The 19,720-nt window shown below is 68.6% G+C and carries 21 protein-coding genes; 5 read left to right on the top strand and 16 right to left on the bottom strand.

The genetic code is table 11. From position 1 onward, the window contains the following. Positions 1–7 precede the first annotated feature (7 nt). Together IEX18_RS16435 and IEX18_RS16430 are read right to left on the bottom strand one after the other, a co-directional pair. Complete coding sequence (locus tag IEX18_RS16435) at positions 8–1,615, bottom strand: alpha-N-arabinofuranosidase (protein WP_188660352.1); 1,608 nt, start codon at positions 1,613–1,615, stop codon at positions 8–10. Positions 1,616–1,832: 217 nt separating this feature from the next. After that, complete coding sequence (locus tag IEX18_RS16430) at positions 1,833–2,252, bottom strand: winged helix-turn-helix transcriptional regulator (protein WP_188660349.1); 420 nt, start codon at positions 2,250–2,252, stop codon at positions 1,833–1,835. An 88-nt stretch (positions 2,253–2,340) separates the two neighbouring features. Between IEX18_RS16430 and IEX18_RS16425 the strand changes: the two genes are divergently transcribed. Next, a complete protein-coding gene (locus IEX18_RS16425) occupies positions 2,341–3,075 on the top strand; it encodes an SDR family NAD(P)-dependent oxidoreductase (protein WP_188660346.1) in 735 nt (244 codons plus the stop codon). A 147-nt stretch (positions 3,076–3,222) separates the two neighbouring features. After that, positions 3,223–3,588 carry a thiol-disulfide oxidoreductase DCC family protein gene (locus IEX18_RS16420; protein WP_188660342.1) on the top strand — a complete coding sequence of 122 codons (366 nt, stop codon included), beginning with the start codon at positions 3,223–3,225 and terminating at the stop codon, positions 3,586–3,588. 674 nt (positions 3,589–4,262) lie between these two features. Here the strand turns inward: IEX18_RS16420 and IEX18_RS16415 are convergent. The 5 genes from IEX18_RS16415 to IEX18_RS16395 all read right to left on the bottom strand — a co-directional run bounded on the left by IEX18_RS16415 (position 4,263) and on the right by IEX18_RS16395 (position 11,664). Beyond that, positions 4,263–5,474, bottom strand: a complete 1,212-nt coding sequence (locus IEX18_RS16415) for a replication initiator protein A (RefSeq protein WP_188660339.1) — start codon at positions 5,472–5,474, stop codon at positions 4,263–4,265. 107 nt (positions 5,475–5,581) lie between these two features. Beyond that, positions 5,582–6,616 carry a ParB/RepB/Spo0J family partition protein gene (locus IEX18_RS16410; RefSeq protein WP_188660335.1) on the bottom strand — a complete coding sequence of 345 codons (1,035 nt, stop codon included), beginning with the start codon at positions 6,614–6,616 and terminating at the stop codon, positions 5,582–5,584. A gap of 104 nt (positions 6,617–6,720) precedes the next feature. Next, entirely contained in the window at positions 6,721–7,920 is a 1,200-nt protein-coding gene (locus IEX18_RS16405) for an AAA family ATPase (RefSeq protein WP_188660332.1), read from the bottom strand. 685 nt (positions 7,921–8,605) lie between these two features. Continuing rightward, entirely contained in the window at positions 8,606–9,301 is a 696-nt protein-coding gene (locus IEX18_RS16400) for a cistern family PEP-CTERM protein (RefSeq protein ID WP_188660329.1), read from the bottom strand. A 173-nt stretch (positions 9,302–9,474) separates the two neighbouring features. After that, positions 9,475–11,664, bottom strand: coding sequence for a TonB-dependent receptor domain-containing protein (locus IEX18_RS16395; RefSeq protein WP_188660326.1), 2,190 nt, complete (start codon positions 11,662–11,664; stop codon positions 9,475–9,477). Positions 11,665–11,799: 135 nt separating this feature from the next. On the opposite strand from IEX18_RS16395, the gene IEX18_RS16390 reads away from it, so the two are divergent. The 3 genes from IEX18_RS16390 (at position 11,800) to IEX18_RS16380 (ending at position 13,013) form a co-directional block, all read left to right on the top strand. Then, the gene (locus tag IEX18_RS16390) at positions 11,800–12,027 is read left to right on the top strand and encodes a hypothetical protein (RefSeq protein ID WP_188660323.1); all 228 of its coding nucleotides are present in this window, start codon (positions 11,800–11,802) and stop codon (positions 12,025–12,027) included. Between the two features lie 10 nt (positions 12,028–12,037). Further along, on the top strand, positions 12,038–12,235 hold the full coding sequence (locus IEX18_RS16385; protein ID WP_188660320.1) for a hypothetical protein: 198 nt from the start codon (positions 12,038–12,040) through the stop codon (positions 12,233–12,235). A gap of 337 nt (positions 12,236–12,572) precedes the next feature. Next, the gene (locus IEX18_RS16380; protein ID WP_188660317.1) at positions 12,573–13,013 is read left to right on the top strand and encodes a hypothetical protein; all 441 of its coding nucleotides are present in this window, start codon (positions 12,573–12,575) and stop codon (positions 13,011–13,013) included. A gap of 54 nt (positions 13,014–13,067) precedes the next feature. Here the strand turns inward: IEX18_RS16380 and IEX18_RS16375 are convergent, their stop codons facing one another. The 9 genes from IEX18_RS16375 to IEX18_RS16335 form a co-directional block, all read right to left on the bottom strand. Next, on the bottom strand, positions 13,068–13,487 hold the full coding sequence (locus IEX18_RS16375; protein WP_188660314.1) for a hypothetical protein: 420 nt from the start codon (positions 13,485–13,487) through the stop codon (positions 13,068–13,070). 75 nt (positions 13,488–13,562) lie between these two features. Further along, positions 13,563–15,017: a methyl-accepting chemotaxis protein gene (locus IEX18_RS16370; RefSeq protein ID WP_188660311.1), complete on the bottom strand. Its 1,455-nt coding sequence runs from the start codon at positions 15,015–15,017 to the stop codon at positions 13,563–13,565. Between the two features lie 125 nt (positions 15,018–15,142). Continuing rightward, complete coding sequence (locus IEX18_RS16365; protein ID WP_188660307.1) at positions 15,143–15,409, bottom strand: hypothetical protein; 267 nt, start codon at positions 15,407–15,409, stop codon at positions 15,143–15,145. After that, positions 15,399–16,439 (bottom strand): chemotaxis protein CheB, encoded by a 1,041-nt coding sequence (locus IEX18_RS16360; protein ID WP_188660304.1) that lies wholly within the window; start codon positions 16,437–16,439, stop codon positions 15,399–15,401. Before IEX18_RS16360 ends, IEX18_RS16365 begins: the two co-directional genes overlap by 11 nt. A 22-nt stretch (positions 16,440–16,461) precedes the next feature. Further along, positions 16,462–16,911 carry a chemotaxis protein CheW gene (locus tag IEX18_RS16355; RefSeq protein ID WP_188660301.1) on the bottom strand — a complete coding sequence of 150 codons (450 nt, stop codon included), beginning with the start codon at positions 16,909–16,911 and terminating at the stop codon, positions 16,462–16,464. Between the two features lie 17 nt (positions 16,912–16,928). Next, positions 16,929–17,291, bottom strand: a complete 363-nt coding sequence (locus IEX18_RS16350) for a response regulator (protein ID WP_268234957.1) — start codon at positions 17,289–17,291, stop codon at positions 16,929–16,931. Positions 17,292–17,308: 17 nt separating this feature from the next. Next, positions 17,309–17,866, bottom strand: a complete 558-nt coding sequence (locus IEX18_RS16345) for a chemotaxis protein CheD (RefSeq protein WP_229664658.1) — start codon at positions 17,864–17,866, stop codon at positions 17,309–17,311. Further along, positions 17,854–18,885, bottom strand: coding sequence for a protein-glutamate methylesterase/protein-glutamine glutaminase (locus IEX18_RS16340; protein WP_188660296.1), 1,032 nt, complete (start codon positions 18,883–18,885; stop codon positions 17,854–17,856). The genes IEX18_RS16345 and IEX18_RS16340 overlap by 13 nt, the downstream gene beginning before the upstream one ends. Next, on the bottom strand, positions 18,882–19,718 hold the full coding sequence (locus tag IEX18_RS16335; protein ID WP_188660813.1) for a CheR family methyltransferase: 837 nt from the start codon (positions 19,716–19,718) through the stop codon (positions 18,882–18,884). The genes IEX18_RS16340 and IEX18_RS16335 overlap by 4 nt, the downstream gene beginning before the upstream one ends. Between the last annotated feature and the right edge of the window lie 2 nt (positions 19,719–19,720).

The raw sequence follows: 19,720 nt of genomic DNA, 5'->3' as shown, positions 1-19,720 counted from the left end.
GCCCCGATCAGGGACTGACCGACAGCACCGCCACCGATTTGGGCGGCAGCGTCACCGCGATGCGCCCGCCCCTCACCGAGGCCGCGATCGGCCGTGGCATGACCGCATCGGGCCTGTCGTAGCTGTTGATCGCATCCACGCGATCGGCCGTCAGCACCGTCCCCGTCACCGTCCGCGCCGCAAGGCCGTCGATCCGCGCGTCGATCCGCACCGGCGTGCCGGGATCGACATTGGTCAATGCCACCCACAGCTTGCCATCCTGCGCCCGCGCTGCGATCGCGTCGACCCGCGGGATCGCCACCGTGCCGAAGCGATAGGTCCCGGCATCGAAGGCGATGGGCAGCCGCGTCGCATCCTGGAAGGGCACGTACATCCTGAACAGGTGATAGGTGGGCGTCAGCACCATCTTCGGCCCATCGGTCAGGATCATCGCCTGCAGCACGTTCACCATCTGCGCGATCGCCGTCATCCGCACGCGGTCCGCATGGCGGGCGAACATGTTGAGGTTGATCGACGCGATGATCGCGTCCCGGATCGAGTTCTGCTGGTGCAGGAAGCCGTCGCGGCTGCCCGGCAGCTTGGCGAGCCAGACGCCCCATTCGTCGATCACCAGCGGGACCTTCTTGTCGGGATCGTACTTGTCCATCACCGCCGAGTGGATGCGGATCATGTCCTCCATCTTCAGCGTGTCCTGGATCAGCGTCGCATATTCGCGCTCGCCGAACCCGGTACTGGCATAGGCGGGCGGCCAGCGGACCCATGTGTAGTTGTGCATCGACAGGCCCTCGATGCTCCAGCTCCAGTCATGCGCCTTCCACGCCTTCATCACCGCTTCGGTATAGTCGGTGTCCGGCGTGCCCGGACCTACCGCGATCCGCTGCATCGGGGCGCTGCCGGCGACCGATCCGCCGGCAGGATTGTCCGTGCCCTGCTGTTCGAGGTTCAGGTTGCGGACGAAGCGGGCATAGCGTTTCATCTCGTCGACATAATAGTCGGGGCGATAGGCGCCGCCGCAGCTCCAGCTCTCGTTGCCGAGCCCCAGGAAACGGACGCGATAGGGTTTGGGATGGCCGTTCGCGGCGCGCTCGGCTCCCGCGGTGGTGCCGGGATCGGCGGTCATATAGGCCAGCCAGTCGGCCGCCTCCTTGACGCTGCCCGAACCCATGTTGATCGAGATATAGGCGTCGGAGCCGATCTGATCGAGAAAGTCGAAGAACTCGTCGGTGCCGAAGTCGTTCTTCTCCAGCGCATTGCCCCAGCTGCCATTCACGGTGACCGCACGCTGCCGGCTCGGGCCGATGCCGTCGCGCCAGTGATATTCGTCGGCGAAGCAGCCGCCCGGCCAGCGGACGCTGGGGATCTTCAGCGCCCGGAGCGCCGAGGTCACGTCGGTCCGGATGCCGCGTACGTTCGGGATCGGCGACCCCTCCCCCACCCACACGCCGCCATAGATGCCGGTGCCGAGATTCTCCGCGAACTGGCCGAAGATGTTGCGATCGATGCGCGGACCGCTCGCGGCCGCGTCGATTGTCACCGACACCGGAGCCTGCTGCGCCGATACTGCGGAGCCGATCGTCGCCGCGACCAGCGCGAGCGCGCCGAACCTTGCCCTCATGCCGTCCCCTCCCCTGCCGGTTCCCGCCCGGTCATCGCAACCGATCCATAGCTTGAGCGACACGGAGGCGACAGCCCCTCGGCGTTCGGCAGCCGGCGTCGCGAAACTTTATCGGAACTCGCGTGCCCATCCCCGCCTTCACGGCGCCGATAACGGCCGCTGGAGGCGAAAAAGGTCCTCTCCGCTACTCCACCCTCACCATATGCGGTTTCGGCGCTCAGGCGCCGTCTGCGGTCGCTTGGCGCGGCTTCGGCCAGTCTTCCCGCTCAGCGAGCACCTGCGCCACCGTTGCCATGTTCTCGGAGCCCCAGACGCAGAGCGGCGCCAGCGCAGCCGCCAGACTATGGCCGAGCGGGGTGAGGCTGTAGTCGACGCGGGGCGGCACCTCGTGATGGTCGGTCCGTCGCACGATGCCGTCCGCCTCCAGCTCCTTCAGATGCTGGATCAGCATCTTGTCGCTGACGCCCCACACCGCGCGGCGCAGGGCGCCGTAGCGGTTGGGTCCCTGCGCCAGGAAGTAGACGATCAACGGCTTCCACTTGCCCGCGATGATCCGCAAGGTCGCGTCGAGCCCGCAGCTGAAGCCGGTCGGGACCGGCGCGGCATCGGTGTCGAGCGAAGCTGGCGGACGGGTCATATAGGGTACTTACCAAAAGGTGCATACTTGTCCACAGGTTTGTGCCGCGCCAGCTAGCGCGCTCCTCAACGATACAGGAGCGAAGACAATGGACAGGTTGAAGAACAAGGTCGCGATTATCACCGGCGGCGGCAGCGGCATCGGACTTGCCTCGGCGCGGCGGTTCGTGGCGGAGGGTGCCTTCGTCTATCTGTTCGGGCGACGCCAGGCGGCCCTCGACGCGGCGGTGCAGGAACTGGGCGACCACGCCCGTGCGGTTGCCGGCTCGGTCAGCGACCTTGACGATCTCGACCGGCTCTATGCCGCGGTGCGCGACGGGCATGGCCGCGCCGACATCGTCATGGCCAATGCCGGGACCGGCGCGTTCGCCGCGCTCGGCACGATCACGCCCGAAGACTATCAGGCGACCTTCGACGTCAATGTGAAGGGGCTCGTCTTCACCGTGCAGAAGGGCCTGCCGCTGATGAGCGCCGGCGGATCGATCATCCTGACCGGTTCCACCACCGGCGAGATGGGGACGCCGCAGTTCAGCATCTACAGTGCGACCAAGGCGGCCGTCCGCAACTTCGCCCGCAGCTGGGCGCAGGATCTGCGCGGCACGGGCATTCGCGTCAACGTGCTCTCGCCCGGGCCGACCCGCACCGACCTCGCGCTCAAGGTGGTCGGCGCCGAGGCGTTCGAAGCGCTCGGCAGCTCGACCCCGCTCGGTCGCCTCGGCGATCCCGCCGAAGTCGCTGCCGCCGCGGCCTTCCTGGCCTCGGACGACAGCAGCTACATGACCGGTGGCGAAATCTTCGTCGATGGAGGCCTCGCGCAGGTGTGAGGAGGCGGACGGAGCAAGGGCCCTGCCCTTCCCGTCCCACGCGCGCCGCTCCGGTCCGGGCCCGGGCGGCGCGTCGGCCGAACCATCGACCTCCAGGCGTTCCGAAGCTAAGAGGAACCCCCCTCCCCCATCACGCGCTCTCCGACCATGCCGGCCACTCCCCATCCCCGCATCACCGTCTGGCATGACGGCGGCTGCCCGCTCTGCGCGCGCGAGATCGCGTTGATGCGGCGGCTCGACCGGCGTGGCGCGATCCGCTTCGTCGACGCGACCGATCCCCACTCCAGCTGTCCGCTCGACCGGCAGGCGATCCTCGCACGCTTCCATGCGATGGAGGACGGACAGTTGTTGTCCGGCGCGGCCGCCTTCGCAGCCATGTGGCGCGCAATCCCGCTGCTGCGTCCTTTGGGTCTTCTGGCGCGGAACCCCTGGTGCCTCGCCATGCTCGAACGCGGCTATCTTGCGTTCCTATTGGTCCGCCCGCGCCTACAACGGTGGTTGGCGTCGCGCTGAAGCTGCGCCGCTCTTCTTCTCCAAGAACAAGAAATCAAAAATCCCCGCGCCGGTTAGACGGTTTATAGAAAAGTTAAGCGGTTAAGCGGTCCGCGATGGCTGCGGACGCGGCAGATTCGCGCGATTCGCGATCGGGGGTATGTTCCCGGAATATCGTGGAAGCGTTCCCGAAGGATCGACACTGCCGTTCCCGAAATGTCGAATGGCCGTTCCCGAAGTACCGTATCGCGTTCCCGATGTGCCGATGGTCCGGTCACGGCTGAGATTTTCGGGGCAGATTGAATCAGTTTGCAGAGGCATGCGACGGGCGACGTTCAATCCCGACATCCTCGGAAGGGCGCAAGGAAACCCGGGCCGTGCGAAGCCGGAGTGGCCCGATACTTCGGGAACGGGTGGCAGGGGGCTTGGGCGTTGGTTCATTCCGACTTGCCCGGACCGAGAGGGATCCGGCCGCATGGTCACCCCGCCTGCCGCCTTTCTCGTCACTCTTGGCTCGCTGCACCCGAGCGGCAACATCTTCTGCGCGACGGCTGCGATAGCGGCAGACCTGCCTCGCGCGGGGACCCGCGAAAGCGATCCTTGCCATATCAACGGCCATATCAGGTCGGTGGAAAAGCCCCGCCGGGATGCAAGGATCAGCGGGGGAGGGCGGACGGCCTTGCCCGGCTGGCGTCCTAGCGCAGCGTGTGGCGGTTCTTGGCGTCGAACCGACGAACATAGCCGATAAAGGCATTCTGATAGCTGGCGGGGGTCCGGGCCGGATCCGCGTCGATCCAGGCGCGGAACTCGGCGTGGAGGGTCTGATAGTCCCAGCCGGGACATTCCGCCCGCAGCAGCGCAAGCGTCGCGTCCGTCACCTCGCCGAACTGCGCCCGTCCGGCCAGACCCTTCACGCTGCGCCGGATCAATGCGGCCGCTTCGCTCGCGGCTGCGCCGTCGACCGGTGGGGCAGGGGCCTCGCTCGCCGGGAGCGAGGCGGTCGCGCCGGACGGCACCTCGCCGGGCTTCGCACCCGTCTTCATCTCGTGCTCGGCCCGGCGGCGCATCCGCAGCATCGGTTCGCGCTTCCCCTCGGCCTGTTCGAGCGTCAGCGCATAGCCGGGCAGCTCGTCGCGCTCGGCGATCTTGGCGATCTCGAACTTGAAGCGGCGATACTGGCCCTCCGCGCCCGATTTCTCGAACAGCGTCGGCATCGAGATCGCGAACCCGGCCTCGCCCGCGCCACCGGCATGTTTGCGGGCGACCTTGTAGAGCCAGCGCTCGCGTCCGCCGGAGATGTCGAAATAGGCCCGGTCGATCGACAGGACCCCGCCGGTCATCATGACCCCGTCATAGAACCAGTTCGACAGTTCGATCGTCATGCCGCGTGACCGCTCGGTCTTCTCGTCCACCAGCTGGGTCCAGCCGTCGAGCCAGCTGAACGTCGCCTCGCGGCGACCGCGGGCAGGGGAGGGCGCGCCGGCATCGGCACGGATGTTGGTCTTGACCGTGGTCGCGACGAGCCGGTCGAGCGCCTGCCCCAGAAGCTCATAGGCACGCCCGGTCGGCTGGCGGCCGATCGCGCGGAGCAGGTCATAGGGCATGAGGTGCAGCTTGCGCGGCACGTCGTTGATCCCGCGCCGGGCCATGTCGGCCAGCATCGAGGCGCAATAGATCAGGATATCGGCGTCCCAGATCGTCGCCATACCATAGTCGGGATTGGCCGAGACATGGACCCACAGCTTGCCGTCGGGCGAGCGATAATCGATCGGCTTGACCCGCTTGGACTTGGCGAGGCTGAAGAAGGGACGCTCCATCATCTCGCGCTGGTCGCGCAGCGGCAGATCGGCCAGATAGGGGAGGAACAGCTCGAACTGATCGGACGCGGCCTCGCGCCGGCCGCGCACCGGGTGGGCGGGTCGGTCGGCACGTTTCCCCGGGGAAACAGCGTCGTCCAGGTCGGCCAGCGGCGGGGAAGGGGAGGCCGGTTTCCCCGGGGAAACGTCGGCCCCGCTCACCGTTGGATGCCCCGGTTCTGTTGTTCGAGCATCTCGAGCGCGTTGCGCACCGCGACGATATAGTCGTCGATGCCGAGCCCTGCGCCGGCATGGAGGCGCAGGGTCACGCCCTGCCGGTTGACCAACTGGACCGTCAGCATCTCGCGACCATAAGGCGTGGTCAGAACGATCGGCTGGACCGGCTCGCTCTGGGTCTTCGGCGCGGCGAGCAAGCGACGCATCACGTCCGCCGCCGGCATCGTCGGTGCGCCGCGCTCTCGCGCCTCGGCCTGCATCGCCGCCAGCACCTGCGCCTCGGCGAGGATCGCGGGCTTGGCCGTGCGATCGTCGAGCGCCTGCGCCAGCGCATAGCCGGGCTTGAGCTGGACATCGAAGGGCGAGGCGAAGGCCGCGACCACCGGGTCGGGCAGGGTCGCCACCTTGAGCATCTTCGACAGCCAGCCCTTGGACAGCTTCAACCGCTCGGCCATGCGCGTCTGGTGGTTGCCGTAATGCGCCTTCAGCGCATCCAGATAATTGCGCGCCCGCTCCAGATCGGACACATCGGCGCGGGCGCGATTCTCCAGATCGGCGAGCCGGAACGCCGCCTCGTCGTCGAGCTGCGCGACCTGCGCCACGAAGTGCAGATCGGGGTAGCTGTGCACGCGCAGCCAGCTGATCGACCAATGCCGACGCGTACCGGCGATCACCTCATAATCGAAGTCCGGGTCGCCCTCGACGCGGCGAACCACGGCGGGCACCTTCTGGCCGCCCTCGGCGATGATCGAGTCGATCAGCTCTCGACAATTGTCTTCGGTCAGATGCGCATAGGACCGGGCATTGCCCGGCCAGATTCGAACCCGCGCCGGGTCGAGCAACAGCTGTGTGACCTGCCGTACCTCGCCGCTGGCGACCCGCGCCAGGGCAGATTCGCGGCCCAGCAGGGTCGTCGCCCGGGCGCGCTCCGGCGGCGCCTCCCGCATCGGCGCTACGGCCGCCTCGCCCTCGTCGGCCAGCAGGGCAGACAGATATTCGGATTGCTTACGCGCCATGCGACAGCTCCTGCATGGAACATATCAAGAACGATGACGCGGAGAGCCGCAAGGGCTGTCGGCGCGCTCCCCGACGCTTGGTCAGCAAAGGGGGCCATACTCCGTCACGCCGCGGCATGGATCACCTCTTCCTCGCTCAGCGGCTGCACCCGCCCCCAGCCCTGGGTCACCAGCTGCTCGACCTGGCGGAGCGCCTCGTCGAGGTTGGCGCGGCAGCGCTTGTGCGTCTTGGGGGTGCCGATCGGCTTCTCCAGCTCGTAGATCGTCATCATCCGCATCGCCGCATGGCTGATCTCGGCCGATTCGAGGATGGGGACGGGCAGCAGCGCCGCGCCGAAGCTCATCTCCATGATCGCGCGCACCATCGCGTGGCTGGGATCGTTGCCGTCGAACTTCGAGCAGATCAGCCGCACGAACTGATAGTCGACCTCGATCCCCGCACCGGTCAGCTGGTGGAGCACCTGATCCATCATCGACAGGAACTGGACGGTGGAACAGAAATCGGGCGTGGTCGCCGCGAGCGGCACCAGCAGCGCATTGGCCGCCTGCATCACCGCCAGGCTGATCGTGCCCAGCGCGGGCGGCGGGTCGAGCAGTACGATGTCATAGTCGCGGGCCAGGTCCGACAGGCCGCGCTTCAGCTTGCGGAACCGCGCCGCCAGCACCGAGCCGCCATCGCTGCCCGCCGCTGCCAGCTCATATTCGACGTCGAACAGCTCGAGGTTCGAGGGGATCAGATCGACATTGGGCCAGGGCGTCCGTTTGACCGCATAGAGCAGGTCCGCCTGGGTCGGATCGATCGACAGATAGGGGTACAGCGTCTCGTCGCGCTTGATGTTGAAATGCGGATTGAATCCGAACAGCGTCGTGGTCGTCGCCTGGCTGTCGCAATCGACCACCAGCACGCGATACCCCTGCACGGCGAGATAGTGCGCCAGATGCGTGGTGACGGTGGACTTGCCCACGCCGCCCTTGAAGTTCTGCACCGCGATGATCGCGGGGACGTCGAGCGGCGCGCGGCGCGGCGAGGCGCCCAGCACCTCGCGCATGTGGAGCAGCTCCTCCACCGTGTAGCCGAGCCGCCGCCCCGTCTCCGATGCGGGGGCAGGGGGGAGCCGCCCGTCCTCCTCGGCCATGCGGATGCGGTTGGTCGAACAGCCGAGCAGCGCCGCCGCCTCGGCGATTCCGATCCGCACGTTGAGCCCCTTGCGGCTATCGGGCAGAAAGGCCTTGCGCCGCAGACGCTCGATCATGCGCTCGCCGGCATCGGCCAAATCGCCGATCTGGCTGACGACTGAATTCATGAAAGCGCCCCTGCTGTCGATTGAAGCTTATGGCAGGCCGTATCGCACGGAAAGCTTCATATCGGCAAGAGGATGATGCACAAGATGTTTGCGGGCGATCAAGCATCGACGCCGCTGCAGGAGAGAGCATCAGTTCCTCCCGCGTTGCACGAATGTTCCACGTGGAACATTCCAGGTTGATCCCTCGAAGGCCGTTCCAAGGCGGCCACCGTCGCCGAGGTCCGATCCAGCCATCCTGTATCGTCGCTCCAGCGAAAGCTCTGGGCCTCAGGCGATGAGCGGCAGATCCCAGCCTACGCGTACCATGCGTGGAAGCCTATTTCCCGTCATCCCCACACGGGACCTCTGCGACGGCCGCAACGTCAACCCCCTCCACTCGTCATTCCGGACGTGTTCCGGGATCCACCGATCCGCAAGAACAACAGCGTGTGCGATTGCCGCGCGGTGGATGCCGGAACAGGTCCGGCATGACGGGTGACCCTTGCGAGAATGACGGCGCTTGTGCAAAGGGCTCGCCTTCACCGGGATGACGATCGTTTCGGCTCCCGTGGATCAAAGCCTGGCCGGCATGCTCGACGAATGATGCTGCTGGCGGCGCGAATCAGCGGCAGGTCACGGTCGGACAACGAAAAGGGGCGCCGGAGCCATCGGCCCCGACGCCCCGTCGGTCACGCGGGCAGGCGTGTCAGCCGAACGCCACCCGGTGGCTGCGCCGACGATAGCGCGCGGCACCGCCGACCAGACCGAAGCCGATCAGCATCATCGCCCAGCTTGCCGGTTCCGGCACCGCGGTCACCACCGTGCCGCGGCCCGATGCCGAACCGTTGCCCGAGGCGCCGGTCGACTGCCAGCGGCCGACGAAATCGCCCAGGATCAGCACGTTCGCGCCGCTCTTCAGCGTCAGCGAGAAGGTGCCGGTGGCGGGGCTCGCCGCCGAGGTGATGCCGTTGCTTGCGCCGCCGTTGCAGTTCGATCCCGCATAGAGGCACACATCCGCGCTGCCGAGACCGTTGAAGTTGCCGGTGTCGATCCCGGCCTTGAAGGTCCCCGTCGCCGCCGCGCTGGCGATCGCGACCGAGCTGTTGAATCCGAACGACGCCAGTTCCGACTTCGCGCTCGGTGCGACGGAGGTATTGTCGACCGAGTAGGAGAAGTTCCACACCGTGCCGGCGCTGTTTGCCGACAGGAAGTTGTACGTGATCGTCCCGGTCGTGCCGTCCGTACCGCTGCCGGCGGTGGCCGCCAGCTTGGCGGTCCAGCTGAAATCGTCGGTACGGTCGAGCGAGACCGAACCGCTGCCGGTGACATAGGACGCGGCCTGGGCGCCGGTCGCCAGCAGCGACCCGATCAGGCACGCCGAAGCGAGCAGAGTAATGCGCATTGGGTTCCCCCCTATAGTGGCGGGCGACGATGCCGTCCGGTCTCGCCACCCTTACGGCGGCAACCCCTATCAGATCGCAAACGGGTGTGACGGTATAATCGGGGCGCTCCCGATCCCGTTTCGACACAGGCCGTAGCACCGATTCCGTAGCGTCCGCGACGTGACCGGACGGTTCAGCCGAACTGATGCTTGACCGTGATATAGGGCAGGATGTGCCGGTTGCGCTGCCGGAATTCCTCGAGAAAGGGCAGGGGCGTCCGTCGGTCGGGCTGGTAGAAGGTGCGCCGGCGAAAGGCGGGGACCCCCGTCGCATTGTCCAGCCCCACCGCGATCGTCGACTTGGTCGTCGGACGATATTCGGCGAAGATCTTGGCATAGGGCGCGCGCGAGAACGGCTCGTCGACCTCGTTGAGCCGGTAGTAGCGGGTCGGCATCACCGCCTCCAGGTCGATGCCCCAGGCGAACTTGGCGCGGTCCTGGCGGAAGCTGGCGGTGGCGACCAGCGGCGAGGTGCCGGAGAAGGGTCGGTCCCGGCCGGTATAGGGATCCTCCACCCGCGTGCCGATATAGGAGAGATAGACGGTCGCGCGCCCGCCCTTCACGCCCAGCCGGGTTAGCGGCGCGTCGATCCGTCCGCGCAGCACATAGACGTCGCCATTGCCCAGATTGCCCGGGGCGTCGAACCCTTCGGGGGTCGGCACCCGGTCCTGCACCAGCGCGATGCGGTTGTATCCCGCCTCCAGCCGCACCAGCCCGTCGCCCAGGATCGGCCGCTCGACGAAGGTCAGCAGCTCCCAGGCGCGTTGCGGCTGCAGATTGGCGTTGCCGCCATTGACCCGCTCGTTGGTCAGCTCGGCGATGCTGATGAAGTCCTCGAACTGGAGTTGCGCGACGGTGCGCTTGATCGAGGCCTGCGCATGCCATTTGCCGCCCGGCCGCCAGTCGAGCGTCGCGCGCGGCTTGAGGAAGGTCAGCACGCGCTGGGCCCGGGCATCCCCCGTCACGCGCAGGTCCGACGCCTCATAGGTCGCGCCGAGGTCGAGGCGCAGCGTCTTCGACAGCGGGCGACCCAGATTGACGAAGAGCTCGCCGCGATATTCCTTCACCTTCGCCTGGTCGACCGGCAGGTCGATCCGCTGCGGCACGCCCCCGTCCAGGTCGAACAGGTTCACGTCGCTGTCGAGTATGTTGAGCGCACCCTCGACCCCGGTTTCGACGCTCCAGCCCTTCAGGTCGCTGCGGTTCCAGATGACGCGGACGACCGTCTCGTCGCGCGCCGCCACGACCGACTGCGAGAAGCCGCCGATCACCGCGCTGTCGATCCGGAGCAGCGAGCGGTCGCGGTCGTCGCGATCCTTGCGGGTCGCCAGGCCGATCAGCTTCAAACCACCGTCGAGAAAGGGCACGGTATAGTCGCCGCCCAGCTCGAAGCCGGTCAGCTTGTACCGCTGGGTCAGCCGGTCGTTACGCTCCGGCCCGCTTGCGGGCGTAACGGCGTTGCTCTGCGTCAGGATGGTGCGGTCGAGCGAGAGGCGGCCGTTCAGATGCGCGGTGCGATTGGCCCCGCCATTATATTCGTAGGCGCCCGAGACATAGCCGGTCGGCTCTTCGATCCGGTTGATCTTGCGGCGATATTCCGTCTCCACTCGCGCGGGCAGGGTGACCACCCGGTCGAACCCCTCCTCGGTCGAGCGGTCGTTGGTGACGCCCAGCGCCAGATTGAGGCTCGAGCTGCCCCGCCGGATCAGCGTGGACGCGCTGCCCGCCGGGTAGAGGCGCCCGGTATAGTCGCGCATCACCGTCCCCTCGACCGTGCCAGCGATCCCGCCGCCCTGGGTCAGGACGAGGTTGAGCACCTGCGGTCGCCCGGCGAACTCGGCCCCGAACAGATCGCCGCGCCCGACTTCGACGCGAAGCACCCGGTTGGCGGGGATCCGCTGGAGGATCGTGTTGATCGTGTCCGACTTGGACGAGGGCCGCTGGCCGTTGATCACGACGTTGCCCGCGGCCTGGCCGAAGCCGCGCACCTCCTGATCGCCGATATCGAGCTGGAAACCCGGCGTCCTCTGCACGATCTCCAGCGCGCTGGCGGGAGAGAAGGTGCGGAAGAAGGCGGTATCGTAGACGAGCCGCCCGTCGCTCGCACCGGTCGCGCCCGGGGTCGCGGCATTGGCGGCGGGCTGGGTCGGCGTCGCGATCGCATCGCCGGCCGGCGCGGTGACGGTGTCGGTCGGCTCGGCGGAGGGCGCGGCCCGGTCGCTGCGCGTCGCGGCGGGATCGGCGGCGGGGGGCGGAGCAGAGTCCGTCGCTGGCGGCGGCCCGGCCAACTGCGCCAGCACCGCCAATATTCCCCCCATCATCATCGTCTTATCCCGAAGCTGTTATAGCGTAACAATACACGTCGGGAACACGATTACAAGTGTAGTCTACATGATCCGAGGTCCTATCGCCCGCGCGATGCGTTTGCCGGTTTCTAACCCTCAGGAGAAAGCGCCGAGATGACCGACCCAGATGTCCAGACCCGTCGCCGCGAGATCGCCACCGAACATCTGCTGTTCAAGCTGATCGAATATGTCGAGGCGCGGCATCCCGGCCTGCTCGACATGCTGGAGGACAGCCTGGACCATCTCGGCGACCCGGCCGACGGCCCGGACAAGGACGACGAGGCGGTGCGCACCATCGCGCGCCGGATGATCACGGGCGCCCGGCGCGAAGGCGCACGCTGAACCACGACGGATGGCGCTGCACTTCATCGGCTTTCGCGGCGACGAATATGGCCGTGCCATCCGCATCTTCGGCGTGCCCGACTTCATCCATATCGGCTGGGACCGCTGGGCGCGCCAGGAGGTGATGCCGGGCGACGTGGCGGTGTTCGCGCGAGGCACCGCCAAGGACGAACCGTCCGCCTATGCCTTTCCTGACCTGCGCGAGTAGCGTCCGCCGCGACCTTGCCGCTTGATGCGCCGGGATCTGGGGTGGACGCTCCTAATTCGAACCGACACCCCGGCGCCGGCCGGAGCCGGGAGCTTGATCCACATGGCGAGCATCGTCGCCCCAGCGCAGGATGGGGCCTTCTGCGGCTCTTGCCTTGTGCCATGATCAAGAGATCCCAGCTTTCGCTGGGATGACGTCCGATTCGGTCTGGATGGATCATGGTCTAAAGGCGGCTTCGCCCTCGGGCTATCATCGAACGGCTCCGGGCCTTACCGGGACCACGGCCCTTCGGGTGGGATGGGTCGGTATCGAGGCGGGCGGAACGAGGGAGGCGCATATGGTCGACAAGAGCTGGGGGGTGGGCGGCGACGCCTTTCGAGTGCGCAGCAACCTCGGCGCGGCCGATCGCGCGGAGCAGCGCGCCGAAGCGCGGTCGGCGCGAACGGAGGCGCGCGCCGGCGCGATCGCTACGCGGCTCGACCAGCGCGCGGCAGCCCGCGAGGCGGCGGCGCAGGCCCGCGAGGCGGCGCGGACGGAGCGCCGCGATGCACAGCGCGCGGCGGCCGAGCGCGACCCCCATTCCGCCGCTGCGCGCCGCATCCGCACGTCTGGCCGCAAGGACGTGGTGCGCGAGCAGCGCGACACGCGCCACTATGCGACGACGGTCGATCACGACCGGATCCGTATACTCGCGCGTCGCGGTGCCTCGCATACGGGACTGGCGGCGGCTTTCGGGATCACGGTCGAGGCGGTGGAAGCGGTCCTGGCGGCGGAGTGAGCGCCGCGCCGTGCGGCTGGCGCCCGTCCGGCGACCGATCGGCCGGCCGGCACGTCAGCCGGTCAACCGTTGCAGCGGCAGCGCCGACAATATGGGATAGAGCAGCGCCGCCTCTTCCTTGATCCGCAGCCGCATGGCGTCCCTGATCTCGGCAGAGGCCCGGCGATAGGCCGGCCAGTCGCTTGCGATCGCCTGCAAGCTCCAGGTGCTGACATGGTTGGCGGAGCGATCCATCTGCAGGGCGGTGTCGTGCTGGAGGGCCCGAATACGCACCAGCCGCGATGGCGGTGCGGACCCGATGATCTCGGGAAGGTTCTGCTCGATGAACAGGGTTCGCGCGCGGCTCGCACGGCTCAGGGCGAGGCGCGCGGCCGGCAATTCGGCTATCGGCGGTTCGGCCTGCTGCGTCAGCCGGTCGAGCTGGTCGAGCCGCCTCAAGATTTCGACGTGCAGCGCCCGAAGATGCTGTAACATTCTTCCCCCATCAACATGTGCCGGCGTCAGGCGACCGGCTGTGCAGGGCGAGCCGTAGCCCGCCCTGCACATCCATCAGAATTCGGCCCAGTCCTGGTCGAACGCTTCCGCCACCAGGGCGAGGTTGCCGTGGACGGCCGGGATCGCCGCCCGCTGCGGCGCCGGATTGCGCGGCCGGGGTGCCGGTCGGGCCGCGCTGGCCACCGGCTTCGGGCCCTGGCCGAGCGAGAAGCGCGAGACCAGTCCGGTCAGATGGTCGGCCTCGTTGGCCAGGCCCCGTGCGGCTGCGGTCGACTGCTCGACCATCGACGCATTCTGCTGGGTCATCTTGTCCATCTGGCTGACGGCCGAATTCACCTGCTGCAGGTTATTGGCCTGGGCCTCGGTCGAGCCGGTGATCTGGGTGATCAGCGCCGAAACCTCGGCGACCTGCTCGACGATGCGGCCGAGCGCCTGCCCGCTCTCGCCGACGAGCTGCACGCCGTTGCCGACCTGCTTGGTCGAGCGCTCGATCAGGCCCTTGATGTCCTTGGCGGCGTCTGCGGAGCGCTGGGCGAGCGCCCGCACCTCGTTCGCGACCACGGCGAAGCCCTTGCCCGCGTCGCCGGCCCGTGCCGCTTCGACACCGGCGTTGAGCGCCAGCAGGTTCGTCTGGAAGGCGATGCCGTCGATCACGTTGATGATCTGGGCGATCTCCTGCGCCGATCGCTCGATATCGGCCATCGCGCCGACCGCTTCCTCGACGATCTTCCCGCCCTTCGTCGCATTGGCATGCGCGTTGCTGACAGTCTCGTTGACGTGCACCGCGCTCTTCGCGATCTGGCGGACCGCCTCGGTCACCTGATCCACCGATGCGGCCGTCTCCTCGAGCGAGGCGGCCTGCTGTTCGGTCCGTCGCGACAGGTCGTCCGACGCCTGGCTGATCTCGGCGGAGCCGGTGCGGATGCCGCCTGCGGTATGCGACACGGAGCCCAGCAGGTCCTGCATCTCTTCCATCGCGGCGTTGAAGTTCAGCCGCAGCTGCTCGAACTCGGCCGGGAAGGCCTGTTCGATGCGGAAGGTCAGATTGCCCTCGCTCAGCATCTGGAGGCCGGTCCCCAGCGTGTGGACCATCGCCTTCTGGGTCTGCGCGTCCGCCGCCTTGCGCTCGGCCTCGCGCCGCGCGACGGCATCCTCGCGGAACTTCGACATGGCGCGGGCGAGCCGGCCGACGCAATCCCGGTATTCGGCGCGCTCGATCGGGCGATCGATGTCGCCGGCTGCCAGCGCCTCCATGTTGAGCACGGTCGCGACATAGGGGTCCGCGATCGCCTTGCGCATGACGAAGCCCGCGACGACCGAGAAGGCCGTGACGCCGAGGCTGGCGAAGAACAGGAACTCGAGGCTCTCTGCCAGCACCGGCGGCGCGCCGGCAGAAAGGGCGAAGCTCCACCAGGCAAGGCCGGTCAGCCCGGCCAGCAGCACGGTATAGAGGCCGAAGGATATCAGGAGCTTCTGGCGGATCGGGGCGACTTCTCGAAACCACTTCATGGACGTTCTCCAAAACTCAATTCTGCGGAATGGGCGGGCAGGGGGACGGTCACGGCGACGATCCGCCACCGGGTCCGGGCAGGGTCTGCGGACCGGCGCGGGGCGGCGGGGGAAGGGCGATCATTTCAGCAGCGCCCGCGTGCGATCAGCCGGGCGCGCAGCCCTTCGACGCCGATCGCGTCCGCCGCGGCGGTCGGATCCTCGGCCCGCAGCATCGAGGCGACTTCGGCCTGGCACTGCCCGACGCGGTCGAGGGTCTGCAACGCGGCCATGTGGCGCAGGGCGATGTCGGCATCCGCGCACAGCGTCCCCGCAAGGCGCTCCAAATCGTCGCGGGCGGCCTCGAGCACGGCGGCGACGCCGTCGAGCAGGTGGCGCAGATCAGGCCGCATGCGCGACGTCCCTGCACTGGTCGAGGACGAACTTCGCGATCTCGCCCAGCGGCACCGGCCGCTGGGCCGCACCCGTCGCCAGGGCGGCGGCAGGCGCCTCGCCCGCCGCTGCGGTATCGATGGACTGGGCGAAGGTGGTGGCGCCGGCCAGCTTCAGCGCCTGCAGCCCGGCGCAGCCGTCGGTGCCGGTGCCAGTCAGGACGCCGGCGACGACGGACGCGCCCGCGGTCTTGGCGAGAGTAGCGAACAACAGGCTCGCGGAGGGGCGGGCGCCATTGACCGGATCCGCCGGCGTCGTCTTGATCTCGGCGGCGGCCGCGCCGTCGACGATGACGTGGACGCTCTGGTCCGCCGCGATGTAGACGTTGCCGGGCTCCAGCCTCTGCCCGTCGCTCGCGGGGCGGATGCGGGGGCGGGCGGCGGCGTCGAGCCGGCCGATGAGGGAATCGCCCATGCCGGGTTCGAGCGGGATGGTGATGATGGTCGGCGGGCATGCCGCCGGAAAGGCCGGCACGATCTGCATCAGCGCGGCGACCCCGCCGGACGAGGCGCTGAGCGCCACGACCCGTCCGTTGGGGCGGAAGCCGTCCTCGGCGGCCTGGCCCACCTTCTTCCTGGCGGCGGTGGTCTTGCCGCTCGCCGCCGCCTTGACCAGCGCCACCAGCTTGGGCGTGATCCGCTCGAACTCGTCGCGGGTGGCGATAGTCGGCTTGGGGAAGCAGTCGAAGGCGCCCAGTTCCATGGCCCTGATCGACGACGCCGCGCCCTTCTGGGTCAGGGTGGAGAGCATGATCACCGGGAGCGGCCGCTCGCGCATGATCTCCTCGAGGAAGTCGAGGCCGTTCATGCCGGGCATCTCGATGTCGAGCGTGACGACGTCGGGCCGGGCCCGCCTCATCACCTCGCGCGCCTCGGCGGCGCTGGCGGCATGATCCAGGACCTGGATGCCCTTGGCATTGTCGAACATGCCGCAGAACAGCGCCCGCATGGTGGTGGAATCGTCGACGACAAGAACGCGAATGTCGGCCATGCCGATATCTCCTAGGGCGGGCTCAGGCGGCTTCGGGGAGGGGCGCGGACGCCATTTCGGCGGCGAGCCGGTCGAGGCTGAGGATCATCACCATCCGGTCCTCGACCGGCACCAGGCCTTCCAGGAAGCGGATCGACGCGTCGGCCCCGAGCTCGGGCGGCGGCTGGAGGCTGGCGCCGTCGATCGACACGATGTCGTTGACCGCATCGACGATGAGGCCGTTCAGCTGCGACGCGATCTGGACCACGATGATGACGTGGCGCTGGGTCGGCTCGGCCAGACCCCAGCCGAGGCGCGCGCTCAGGTCGATGACCGGCAGCACGGTGCCCCGCAGGTTCACGACGCCGCGCAGAAAGGCCGGGCTGTGCGGCAGCAGGGTGGTCGGCGTCCAGGCGCGGATCTCGCGGATCGCCATGATGTCGACGCCCAGATATTGTTCGCCGATCTGGAAGGTGATGAGTTGGCGCAGCATAATGCGGTGGTCCCGGCTCAGTGGGTGACGCGGCGCACGGCGGCCGCGAGCTTTTCGGTGTCGAACGGCTTGACGATCCAGCCCGTGGCGCCGGCCCGGCGGGCGATCGCCTTCTTCTCGGCGCTGCTTTCGGTGCTCAGCACCAGAATCGGCATGTCGCGGAACCGCGGCTGCGCGCGCACCGCCTCGATCAGGCCGAAGCCGTCGAGGCGCGGCATGTTGATGTCGGTGATCAGCAGCGTCGGTGCGTTGTTCTCCAGCCATGCGAGCGCCGCCACGCCGTCCTCCGCCTCGCTGACGACGAAGCCCTGCGACACGAGCGCGCTTCGCAGCAGCATGCGCATGCTAGGCGAATCGTCGACGGCCAAAATACTGGTCACGCTTGGGTTCCTTATGCTCAAAAGAGTTCGACCTCGCCCGTATGGGCGGGGATGGCGGCGGGCATGGCGTCGGCGAACGGCGCATCGGACACCCGGCGCGAACGGGCGCGGCCGAGGCCGGGCTGGAAGTCCACCCGGCGTGCGGCGAATCCGCCCAGGTCCTCGCGGACCAGCGCGATGCCGTCCTGCGCCAGGAAGCGCCGGGCGAAGCGGCTGTTCTCGTCGCCGATCGCGCGCATGCCGCGGTGGAGGTTGCCGCCCCCGTAGAGATGCGCGCGCAGCCCGAAGCGCGAGGCGCCGAGCTTCAGCATCTCGTTGACCAGCTTCTCCATCGCGAAAAGGCCGTAGCGCTCGGCGTCCGCCGAGCCGGGCGTGACGCCGGGGGGCGGGTCGCCGAGCAGGAAATGGTTCATGCCGCCGATGCCGGCACCGCCGTCATAGAGGCAGCAGGCGACGCAGCTGCCGAGGATCGTCGTCAGCGTCAGCGCGCGATCGGCCGACGCCACCGCCTCGCCCTGGACGATGGTGAGACGCCGCGGCCGGGCGTCGTCGGCGGCTGCGGTCAGCGTCCGCACAGCTGCATGACCCTGGCCGGAACGGCTTCGACCGCAAGCTGCTCGCCGACCGCGCCCAATTCGTGCGCGGCGCGGGGCATGCCGTAGATGAGGGCGCTGGCCTGGCTCTGGCCGAGCGTCGCCGCCCCGGCCCGGCGCATCTCCAGCAGGCCGCGCGCCCCGTCCGCGCCCATGCCCGTCAGGATGAGCCCGACGGCCTCGGCCTTCCAGCCCTGCGCCACGGAGCGGAAGAGGACGTCGCCCGACGGACGATGTCCGCTGACGGGGTCGCCCGGCACCAGCCGGATATAGGGCGCGCTGCCGGCCCGCGCGATCATGTGGCGGTGGCCGCCGGGCGCAATATAGACGGTGCCCGGCTCGATCGACTGGCCGTCCTCGGCCTCGACCACCCGCGGCGCGACCCGCGCGTCGAGACGCGCGGCGAACAGCCGCGTGAAGCTTTCCGGCATGTGCTGGACGATCAGGGTAGGCGGGCAGAGGGCGGGGAACCCGTCCAGCAACAGGCCGAGCGTCTCGACCCCGCCCGTCGAGGCGGCGATCGCCAACAGCTTGCCGTTCCAGGCGAATGCTCCGGGCCGCGGCGCGTGCGGGCTGGCGGTGCGGGCGCCGTGCAGGCGGCCTTTCGCCGCGGCGGCCTCGTGGACCATGGCGGCGAGCTGGCCGTCATCGGCGAGGAGCAGGTCGTCGGCCCGGCCGCGCGGCTTGGCATAGCAGCCGACCGCGCCGAGCTCGAGCGCACGCAGGGTCGCCTCGGCGCCCGCCCGGGTCCGCCCCGATACCATGACGACGGGGGTCGGGCGCAGCCGCATGATCTTCTCGAGGAAGCTGAGCCCGTCCATCCCCGGCATCTCGACGTCGAGAGTGATCACGTCCGGATCGGTTTCCCGGATCAGGGTGCGGGCGGCCTCGGCCGAGGCTGCGACGCCGACGATCTCGATCGCCGGATCGCGGCGCAGCAGCGCGCTGATCAGCGCCCGCATCGTCGCGGAATCGTCGACGATCAGGGTGCGGACCGTCATGCCGGCCTCTTGCGGTAGATGGTCTGGCCGATCGGCTCCAGCATCGCAGTGGCGGGGCCGGTGACCCGTTCGGAATGGCCGATATAGAGATAGCCGCCGGGCAGCAGCTGGTCGCAGAGCCGCGCGATCAGACGCGCCTTGGTCGGCTCGTCGAAATAGATCATCGTGTTGCGGCAGAAGATCGCATCGAAGCCGGTCCGGATCGGCCAGGCGGCGAGCAGGTTGAGCTGGCGGAAGCGGATCAGCCGCCGCACCTCCGCGCGGAAGCGGAGCTCGTCGCCCTGCGCCTCGGTCCAGATCCGCAGCGGCGCGGGAATGGCGTCGATGCCGGCCGCGGCATAGGTGCCGGCCTCGCCCACCGCCAGCACCTTGGTGTTGATGTCGGTGGCGAGCAGCGCGATGTCGCTGCCGGCGATCAGCCGGCCTTCGGCGGGATCGCCGCCAAGCACGGTGACGGCGAGCGAATGGACCTCCTCGCCGGAGGACGAGCCTGCCGACCAGAGGCGCACGCGGCCGCCGGCGCGCAGCTTCGCCATCAGCGCAGGGCGGAGGTCCGCCGCGACGTGGTCGAAATGATGGGCTTCGCGGAAGAGGCCGGTATGGTTGGTGGTGAGCGCCTCGATCGCCTCGCGGCGGGCGGCCTCGTCGGTCTCCAGCCGCGCGACATAGTCGGCGAAGCGGGGCAGGCCCGAGCGCCGGAACGGACCGCTCAGGCGCGAGAAGACGAGGGTCGACTTGGCATCGGGAAGGACGATGCCGGCATGCGCATGGACCAGGGCGGCGATCGACCGCAGGTCGCGCGGGGAGCCCTCGACCGGCCCGGTGGCGAGCATCG

This window comes from Sphingomonas metalli (assembly GCF_014641735.1).
Classification (GTDB): domain Bacteria; phylum Pseudomonadota; class Alphaproteobacteria; order Sphingomonadales; family Sphingomonadaceae; genus Sphingomonas; species Sphingomonas metalli.
Note: the sequence above shows the minus strand (reverse complement) of the source record. Positions and strands in the feature narration are given on the sequence as shown.